At 67.8% G+C, this 8,279-nt stretch carries 7 protein-coding genes; all 7 read right to left on the reverse strand.

Going from position 1 to position 8,279, the window contains the following annotated elements:
- Nucleotides 1-53 precede the first annotated feature (53 nt).
- On the reverse strand, nt 54-920 hold the full coding sequence (gene pssA, locus ACFXB5_RS48015) for a CDP-diacylglycerol--serine O-phosphatidyltransferase (protein ID WP_037958797.1): 867 nt from the start codon (nt 918-920) through the stop codon (nt 54-56).
- Nucleotides 907-1,563 (reverse strand): phosphatidylserine decarboxylase, encoded by a 657-nt coding sequence (locus ACFXB5_RS48020; RefSeq protein ID WP_201853008.1) that lies wholly within the window; start codon nt 1,561-1,563, stop codon nt 907-909. The genes pssA and ACFXB5_RS48020 overlap by 14 nt, the downstream gene beginning before the upstream one ends.
- Before the next feature lie 180 nt (nt 1,564-1,743).
- A complete protein-coding gene (locus ACFXB5_RS48025; protein WP_385220924.1) occupies nt 1,744-2,946 on the reverse strand; it encodes an acyl-CoA dehydrogenase family protein in 1,203 nt (400 codons plus the stop codon).
- Between the two features lies 1 nt (nt 2,947).
- A complete protein-coding gene (locus tag ACFXB5_RS48030) occupies nt 2,948-3,454 on the reverse strand; it encodes a MaoC family dehydratase (protein WP_201853006.1) in 507 nt (168 codons plus the stop codon).
- A gap of 3 nt (nt 3,455-3,457) precedes the next feature.
- A complete protein-coding gene (locus tag ACFXB5_RS48035; protein ID WP_385220927.1) occupies nt 3,458-4,438 on the reverse strand; it encodes an HpcH/HpaI aldolase/citrate lyase family protein in 981 nt (326 codons plus the stop codon).
- Nucleotides 4,435-6,453 carry a protein meaA gene (locus tag ACFXB5_RS48040; RefSeq protein WP_385220929.1) on the reverse strand — a complete coding sequence of 673 codons (2,019 nt, stop codon included), beginning with the start codon at nt 6,451-6,453 and terminating at the stop codon, nt 4,435-4,437. The genes ACFXB5_RS48035 and ACFXB5_RS48040 overlap by 4 nt, the downstream gene beginning before the upstream one ends.
- On the reverse strand, nt 6,450-7,862 hold the full coding sequence (gene ccrA / locus ACFXB5_RS48045; protein ID WP_385220932.1) for a crotonyl-CoA carboxylase/reductase: 1,413 nt from the start codon (nt 7,860-7,862) through the stop codon (nt 6,450-6,452). Before ccrA ends, ACFXB5_RS48040 begins: the two co-directional genes overlap by 4 nt.
- Nucleotides 7,863-8,279 lie beyond the last annotated feature (417 nt).

Genomic DNA, 8,279 nt, shown 5'->3' on the forward strand with positions numbered 1-8,279 from the left:
GCCCCCCGCCCCCCCACGGCGTTCCGTCCAAGGGACGGGCGGATGGACGGCCGCTACGGCAGCTGCGCTGCCCTCGCTTCGCGGCGGTTGTCGCGGAACGCGTTCACCCGGCGAGCCGTGGCGAAGAGGGGGATCACCGCGCCCATGACGACCTGCAGGGCGCAGGCCGACTGGAGGAGGAGTTCACCGCCGGGGGCCTCGAAGGCCCAGGCGGCCAGCAGGGCCATGCTGGTGACGATCCAGCCGAGCATGGCCACGGCGAGCCGGCCGCGCGGCTTGGGGTACTCCACCCGGCTCACCATCAGCCAGGCGACGCCCACGATCGCGAGCAGTGTCGGCACGAACGGCAGGCCCAGCAGGACCACCGAGACGACGGTCAGGGCGCCGAATGGGCTCGGCATGCCCTGGAAGACGCCGTCACGCAGCGTGACACAGGAGAATCTGGCAAGCCGCAGCACCACCGCCAGCAGCACCACGATCGCGCCCACCACCGAGACTCGCTGGTAGGCGTCGTCGGACACCATCCCCCAGACGAGGACGAAGTACGCGGGGGCCAGCCCGAAGCTGATCAGGTCGGAGAGGTTGTCCAGCTCCGCGCCCATCGCCGAGCTGCGCAGCTTCCGCGCGACGAGCCCGTCGAAGAGGTCGAAGACGGAGGCGAGCAGCATCAGCATCACCGCGGAGGCGGCGCTGTGCCGGGTCATCCCGCCGTCCTCGCTGCCCGTGAGGTGCGGGATGAGGACGCCGGTGGTGGTGAAGTAGACCGCCAGGAAGCCACAGGTGGCATTGCCCAGGGTCAGCGTGTCGGCTATCGACAGTCGCGTCGACAGCGGCATGTCGTCCGTTTCGTCGACGTCGGCCGCGTCCACCTCGGCCTCGGGGACCCAGGCGGCCTGCGTATCGGGATCAATCACGGTCAAGGCGAGTCACCCCCGCGGTGGTGGCCTGGCCGACCTCGACCGCGACATCGACACCCTCGGGGAGGTATACGTCGACCCGCGAGCCGAAGCGGATGAGACCGATCCGCTCACCCTGTTCGACCTTCGTGCCCTGTGGCACATACGGCACGATACGCCGGGCGACGGCGCCGGCGATCTGGACCATCTCGATGTCGCCCAGCTCGGTGTCGAAGTGCCAGACGACCCGCTCGTTGTTCTCGCTCTCCTTGTTGAACGCGGGAACGAAGCCGCCGGGGATGTGCTCCACGGAGGTCACCGTACCGGCCAGCGGAGCGCGGTTGACGTGGACGTTGAGCGGGCTCATGAAGATGGCGACGCGGGTGCGCCCGTCCTTCCACGGCATGATGCTCTGCACCACGCCGTCGGCCGGGGAGATCACACGGCCCTGCGTGATCTCTCTCTCGGGGTCGCGGAAGAACCACAGCATGCCCGCCGCGAGCGCGGTGGCGGGCACGGCGACCGCCGCCCAGCGTCCGGAGCGGCGGGACCGAGCAAGACTGACCGCCGCGGTGGCGACGGTCGGGAGGAGCCACGGCGACGCTCCGCGCGCGAGGCGTACACCGACCGGGCTGTCGCGTTGTGCAGAGGATTGGCTGTGGGGCATGGATGACCTTCGTAGCGGAGGATGCCGCGACGCAAGACTGGGGACGGCGGCTTTACGGGATGGTATCGGTTGCGAGCGGTAACTGGGCAAGCGCCAGGGCTCGTCGGTGGCTTGTCAGTGACCGAAGACCCTTGGCGCGGTGTGACCTTGTTCTCTCGGATACCACCCCAAAAGGGACGTTCAGTCTTGGGTTCGGTATTCCTCCAGAAGCCTCCGTCCAATAATCATTTTCTGAATCTCAGCGGTCCCTTCGCCGATGAGAAGCATCGGTGCCTCTCGGTAGAGCCGCTCGATCTCGTATTCCTTGGAGAAGCCGTACCCGCCGTGGATGCGGAAGGCGTCCTCCACGACCTCTTTGCAGTACTCCGACGCCAGGTACTTCGCCATTCCCGCCTCGAGGTCGTTGCGCGCGCCCGAATCCTTCTTCCGGGCCGCATTGACCATCATCGCATGCGCCGCCTCGACCTTTGTTCCCATTTCGGCCAGTTTGAACTGGATGGCCTGGTGCTGGGCGATCGGCTTACCGAAGGTATGCCGCTGCTGTGCGTATGTGACGCCCAGCTCGAAAGCGCGCCGCGCCACACCACAGCCGCGGGCGGCGACATTCACCCGGCCGACCTCGACTCCGTCCATCATTTGGTAAAAACCTCGGTTCGGCGCCCCGCCGAGCACCCGATCGGCCGGAATGCGCAGTCCGTCCATGATGAGCTCGGTGGTGTCGACCCCCTTGTAGCCCATCTTCTCGATCTTGCCGGGGATGGTCAGACCGGGCCGGACCTCCCCGAAGCCGGGCTCCTTCTCGATCAGGAAGGTGGTCATCGCCTTGTGCGGCGCGACCCCCTCCCGAGTCTCGCCGGTCCGGCACAGGACCGCCACCAGGGTGGAGCTGCCGCCGTTGGTCAGCCACATCTTCTGCCCGTTCAGGACGTACTCGTCGCCGTCCGGTACCGCCTTGCTGGTGATGGCCGACACATCCGACCCCAGCCCCGGCTCCGACATCGAGAAGGCGCCCCGGATCTCGCCCAGCGCCATCTTGGGAAGGAAATACTCCTTCTGCTCCTCGGTGCCGTGCTGCTTGAGCATGTACGCCACGATGAAGTGGGTGTTGATGATGCCCGAGACGCTCATCCAGCCGCGGGCGATCTCCTCCACGCACAGCGCGTAGGTGAGCAGTGACTCACCCAGACCGCCGTATTCCTCCGGGATCATCAGCCCGAAGACGCCGAGCTCCTTCAGTCCCTCGACGATCGCCGTCGGATATTCATCGCGATGTTCCAGCTCGGTCGCGACCGGCAGGATCTCCTTGTCGACAAAATCCCTGACCGTGGAGAGGATCTCCCGCTGGATGTCGGTCAGGCCTTCCGTCTGCGCGAGGCGGCTCATATCACTGCCCTCCCAGCTCCGGGCGGCCCGGCTGCTCGCCGCCCCGCTCCTTGATGTATGTGGCGGTCGGCACCATCACCTTGCGCCGGAAGACACAGACCAGAGTGCCGTCCTGCTTGTAGCCCTTGGTCTCCACATACACGATGCCCCGGTCGGTTTTGGACTTCGACGGAGTCTTGTCCAGGACCGTGGTCTCGCCGTAGATGGTGTCGCCGTGGAAGGTGGGCGCCACATGCCGCAGTGACTCGACCTCCAGATTGGCGATGGCCTTTCCGGAGACATCGGGGACGGACATGCCCAGCAGCAGTGAGTAGATGTAGTTACCGACCACCACGTTCTTGCCGAAATCGGTCGTCTTCTCGGCGTAGTTGCTGTCCATGTGCAGCGGGTGGTGGTTCATGGTGAGCAGACAGAAGAGGTGGTCGTCGTACTCGGTGACCGTCTTCCCCGGCCAGTGCCGGTAGACGTCGCCCACCGTGAACTCCTCATAGGTACGGCCGAACTGCATGGCTCACGCCTCCGGGGGCTGGAAGGCGGACGTACGGCTCATCCCGGCGGCGCGGCCCTTGCCCGCGACGACCAGGGCCATCTTGCGGCTGGCCTCGTCGATCATCTCGTCCCCGAGCATCGCCGAGCCCTTCATACCGCCCTCCGCCGAGGTGCAGTAGTCGTAGGCGTCCAGGATCAGCTCCGCGTGGTCGTAGTCCTCCTGTGACGGCGAGAAGACCTCATTGGCCGCCTCCACCTGGCCGGGGTGCAGCACCCACTTGCCGTCGTAGCCGAGCGCGGCCGCGCGCCCGGCCACCTCGCGGAAGCCGTCCACGTTCCGGATCTGCAGGTACGGGCCGTCGATCGCCTGGAGGTCATGCATGCGGGCCGCCATCAGGATCCGCATCAGGATGTAGTGATAGGCGTCCGCCGGATAGCCGGGCGGCTGCTCGCCCACGACCAGGGACTTCATGTTGATGGACGCCATGAAGTCGGCCGGGCCGAAGACGATGGTCTCCAGACGCGGCGACGCGCCGGCGATCTCGTCCACGTTGACCAGACCCTTGGCGTTCTCGATCTGCGCCTCGATGCCGATCCGCCCGATCTCGAAGCCCATCGTCTTCTCGATCTGGGTGAGCAGCAGGTCCAGCGCGACGATCTGCTGGGCGTCCTGCACCTTGGGCAGCATGATGCAGTCCAGGTTCGGGCCCGCGCCCTCTACCACCGTGATGACGTCCCGGTACGTCCAGTGGGTGGTCCAGTCGTTGACCCGCACCACCCGGGTCTTACCGGTCCAGTCGCCCTCGTTCAGCGCCTTGACGATGGTGTGCCGGGCGTCCTCCTTGGCCAGCGGCGCGCAGGCGTCCTCCAGGTCCAGGAAGACCTGATCGGCCGGGAGCCCCTGGGCCTTCTCCAGGAAGCGCGGATTGGAGCCGGGGACGGCGAGGCACGAGCGGCGCGGCCGAAGGCGGCCGGCGGCATCAGCGCGGTCGGGGGCGGTCATACGAGAACCTCCAGAGGGGGAAGCGTGTTCGCGGCGCGGATCTCATCGACGATACGGCCGATGATCTCCGTGATACCGAAGTCCTTGGGGGTGAAAACGGCGGCGACCCCCGCCGCGCGCAGGGCGGCCGCGTCCGAGGACGGGATGATCCCGCCGACGATGACGGGGATGTCCTGGGCGCCCGCGGTGCGCATCCGCTCCAGGACGTCCGGCACCAGCTCGGCATGCGACCCGGACAGGATCGACAGCCCGACGCAGTGCACGTCCTCCGCCACGGCCGCCGAGACGATCTGCTCCGGGGTGAGCCGTATCCCCTGGTAGACCACCTCGAAACCGGCGTCCCTGGCCCGTACGGCGATCTGCTCGGCGCCGTTGCTGTGCCCGTCCAGACCCGGCTTGCCGACCAGCAGCCGCAGCCTTCCGCCGCCGAGGTCGGCCGCGGTCTTCCCGACCTTCTCGCGGACCGAGGCCAGCAGGGAGCCCGCCTCCGTGGCGACGGACAGGGGCGCGCCGCCGACCCCGGTGGGGGCGCGGTACTCGCCGAAGACATCGCGCAGCGCCCAGGCCCACTCCCCGGTGGTCACCCCGGCGCGGGCACAGCGCAGGGTGGCCTCCATCAGGTTGTCGGTCCCCACGGCGGCCTTACGGAGGGCACCGAGGGCCTCCTCGGCGGGTCCCTCGTCGCGCTGCTCGCGCCAGGTGTGCAGGGCCGAGACCACCCGCGCCTCGTTCTCCGGGTCCACCGTCATGATCGCGGTGTCGAGGTCGGCGGTGAGCGGATTGGGCTCGGTGGACTCGTAGCAGTTGACGCCGACGATCTTCTCCTCACCCGCCTCGATCCGCGCCCGGCGCTCGGAGTGGGAGGCCACCAGCCGCGCCTTGAGATAGCCGGACTCGACGGCGGCCATCGCCCCGCCCATCTCCTGGATCCGCTCGATCTCGGCCTCGGCGTCCTCCACCAGGGTGGCGACCTTGGACTCGATCACATGGGAGCCCTCGAAGATGTCGTCGTACTCCAGCAGATCGCTCTCATGGGCGAGGACCTGCTGGATGCGCAGCGACCACTGCTGGTCCCAGGGGCGGGGCAGGCCCAGCGCCTCGTTCCAGGCCGGGAGCTGGACGGCGCGGGCGCGGGCGTCCTTGGAGAGGGTGACGGCCAGCATCTCCAGGACGATGCGCTGGATGTTGTTCTCCGGCTGGGCCTCGGTCAGGCCGAGCGAGTTCACCTGGACGCCGTAGCGGAACCGGCGGTGCTTGGGGTTCTTGATGCCGTACCGCTCGCGGGTGATCCGGTCCCAGATCCGGCCGAAGGCGCGCATCTTGCACATCTCCTCGATGAAGCGGACGCCCGCGTTCACGAAGAAGGAGATCCGGGCCACCACGTCGCCCTTACGGTCCTCGGGAACCTGGCCGGAGGCGAACACCGCGTCCAGTACGGCGACCGCCGTGGACATCGCGAAGGCGATCTCCTGCACCGGAGTGGCCCCGGCCTCCTGGAGGTGGTAGCTGCAGATGTTGATCGGGTTCCACTTGGGGATGTGGTTGACCGTGTACGCGATCATGTCGGTGGTCAGCCGCAGGCTCGGGCCCGGCGGGAAGACATGCGTCCCCCGCGACAGGTACTCCTTGACGATGTCGTTCTGCGTCGTCCCCTGGAGCTTCGCGGCATCGGCGCCGTGCTCCTCCGCGACGACCTGGTACAGCGCCAGCAGCCACATCGCGGTCGCGTTGATCGTCATGGAGGTGTTCATGCGCTCCAGGGGGATCTCCTGGAACAGCCGCCGCATGTCGCCCAGGTGCGAGACCGGGACCCCGACCCGGCCCACCTCGCCGCGCGCGAGGATGTGGTCCGGGTCGTAGCCGGTCTGAGTGGGCAGGTCGAAGGCGACCGAGAGCCCGGTCTGGCCCTTGGCCAGGTTGCGCCGGTACAGCTCGTTGGACGCCTCGGCGGTGGAGTGCCCGGCGTACGTGCGCATCAGCCAGGGACGGTCCTTGGCGCGGGGTGTGCCACTCATCGCACATCCCGGCTGTGCTTGTCGGTCCGCTCCGACGAGTCGTCACGGCTGTGCTTGTCGGTCCGCTCCGACGAGTCGTCACGGAACAGATCGATGGCGTCGATGTGCTGCTCGCGCATCGCCTGGTCGCGCACGCCCATGCCCTCCTCGGGGGCCAGGCACAACACGCCGACCTTGCCCTGGTGGAGGTTGTGGTGGACGTCGTACGTGGCCTGGCCGGTGTCCTCCAGCCGGTACGTCTTGGACAGCGTCGGGTGGATCTTGCCCTTGGCGATCAGACGGTTGGCCTCCCACGCCTCGCGGTAGTTGGCGAAGTGTGAGCCGACGATCCGCTTCAGCGACATCCACAGGTAGCGGTTGTCGTACTCGTGGGTGTAGCCGGAGGTCGAGGCGCAGGTGACGATCGTGCCGCCCTTACGGGTGACATAGACGGACGCGCCGAAGGTCTCCCGGCCCGGGTGCTCGAAGACGATGTCCACGTCCTCGCCGCCGGTCAGCTCGCGGATCTTCTTCCCGAACCGCTTCCACTCGCGCGGGTCCTGGGTGCCGTCGTCCTTCCAGAACTTGTAGTCCTCGGCGGTGCGGTCGATGATCGCCTCGGCGCCCATCCGCCGGCAGATCTCGGCCTTCCGCGGCGAGGAGACCACACAGACCGGGTTGGCCCCGCCGGCCAGCGCGAACTGGGTGGCGTAGGAGCCGAGCCCGCCGCTCGCGCCCCAGATCAGGACGTTGTCGCCCTGCTTCATCCCGGCGCCGTTGCGGGAGACCAGCTGCCGGTAGGCGGTGGAGTTGACCAGGCCCGGGGCGGCGGCCTCCTCCCAGCTCAGATGCTTTGGCTTGGGCATCAGCTGGTTGGACTTGACCAGCGCGATCTCGGCGAGCCCGCCGAAGTTGGTCTCGAAGCCCCAGATGCGCTGCTCGGGGTCGAGCATGGTGTCGTTGTGGCCGTCGGCGCTCTCCAGCTCGACCGACAGACAGTGCGCGACGACCTCGGCGCCCGGCTTCCAGGAGTTCACGCCGGGGCCGGTGCGCAGCACGACGCCCGCGAGGTCGGAGCCGATGATGTGGTACGGCAGGTCGTGCCGCTTGGCCAGGGGGGAGAGCTTGCCGTACCGCTCCAGGAAGCCGAACGTCGGCAGCGGTTCGAAGATCGAGGTCCACACGGAGTTGTAGTTGACCGAGCTGGCCATCACGGCGACGAGCGCCTCTCCGGGGCCCAGCTCGGGCACCGGCACCTCGTCCACGTGCAATGACTTGCGGGGGTCCTTCTCCCGGGTGGTGAGGCCCGAGAACATCTCGGCCTCGTCCTTGCGCACGGTCACCGCGCGGTACGACTCGGGGACGCGCAGTGCCGCGAATTCCTCGGGTGCTGTGTCCGACGCCAGGATCGCGTCAAGTATCTCGTTCATCGGTGCCTCCGGCGAAGCGTCCATGGGGGGACGCCTGAGGGAACGCTGGGCTCGTGACGGGTGATGCTGATGCGGTGCCGTCGGTTCGGCGGAGGTGGTGCTCGGTGCGGCGCGGGTAACGCCGGGTGCCTGGTGACGCAGGCGTCGTCCGGGCGCGCAAAGCGGTTTGCGGGGACAGCCGACGCACGATGGTTGGCAGTGCGCCGGCCGCCCGGACACCATCACCGTATGGCACGCTGTGCCACCTCGCAAGACACTGGGTGCCAACAATTTCCCTCAGTTGTCATCTCCAGTGCACACATGAGCAACAATGACGGGCGCCCCCAACACGGCGGCCGGGGGGGTGGTTGTAGGCGGGGCGGGGCGGGAGACGGTCGTCCTTGTGAGTCGTACTTATACACCCAGATGGGGAATAAT

The organism is Streptomyces sp. NPDC059455, from assembly GCF_042750115.1.
Lineage (GTDB): Bacteria > Actinomycetota > Actinomycetes > Streptomycetales > Streptomycetaceae > Streptomyces > Streptomyces endocoffeicus.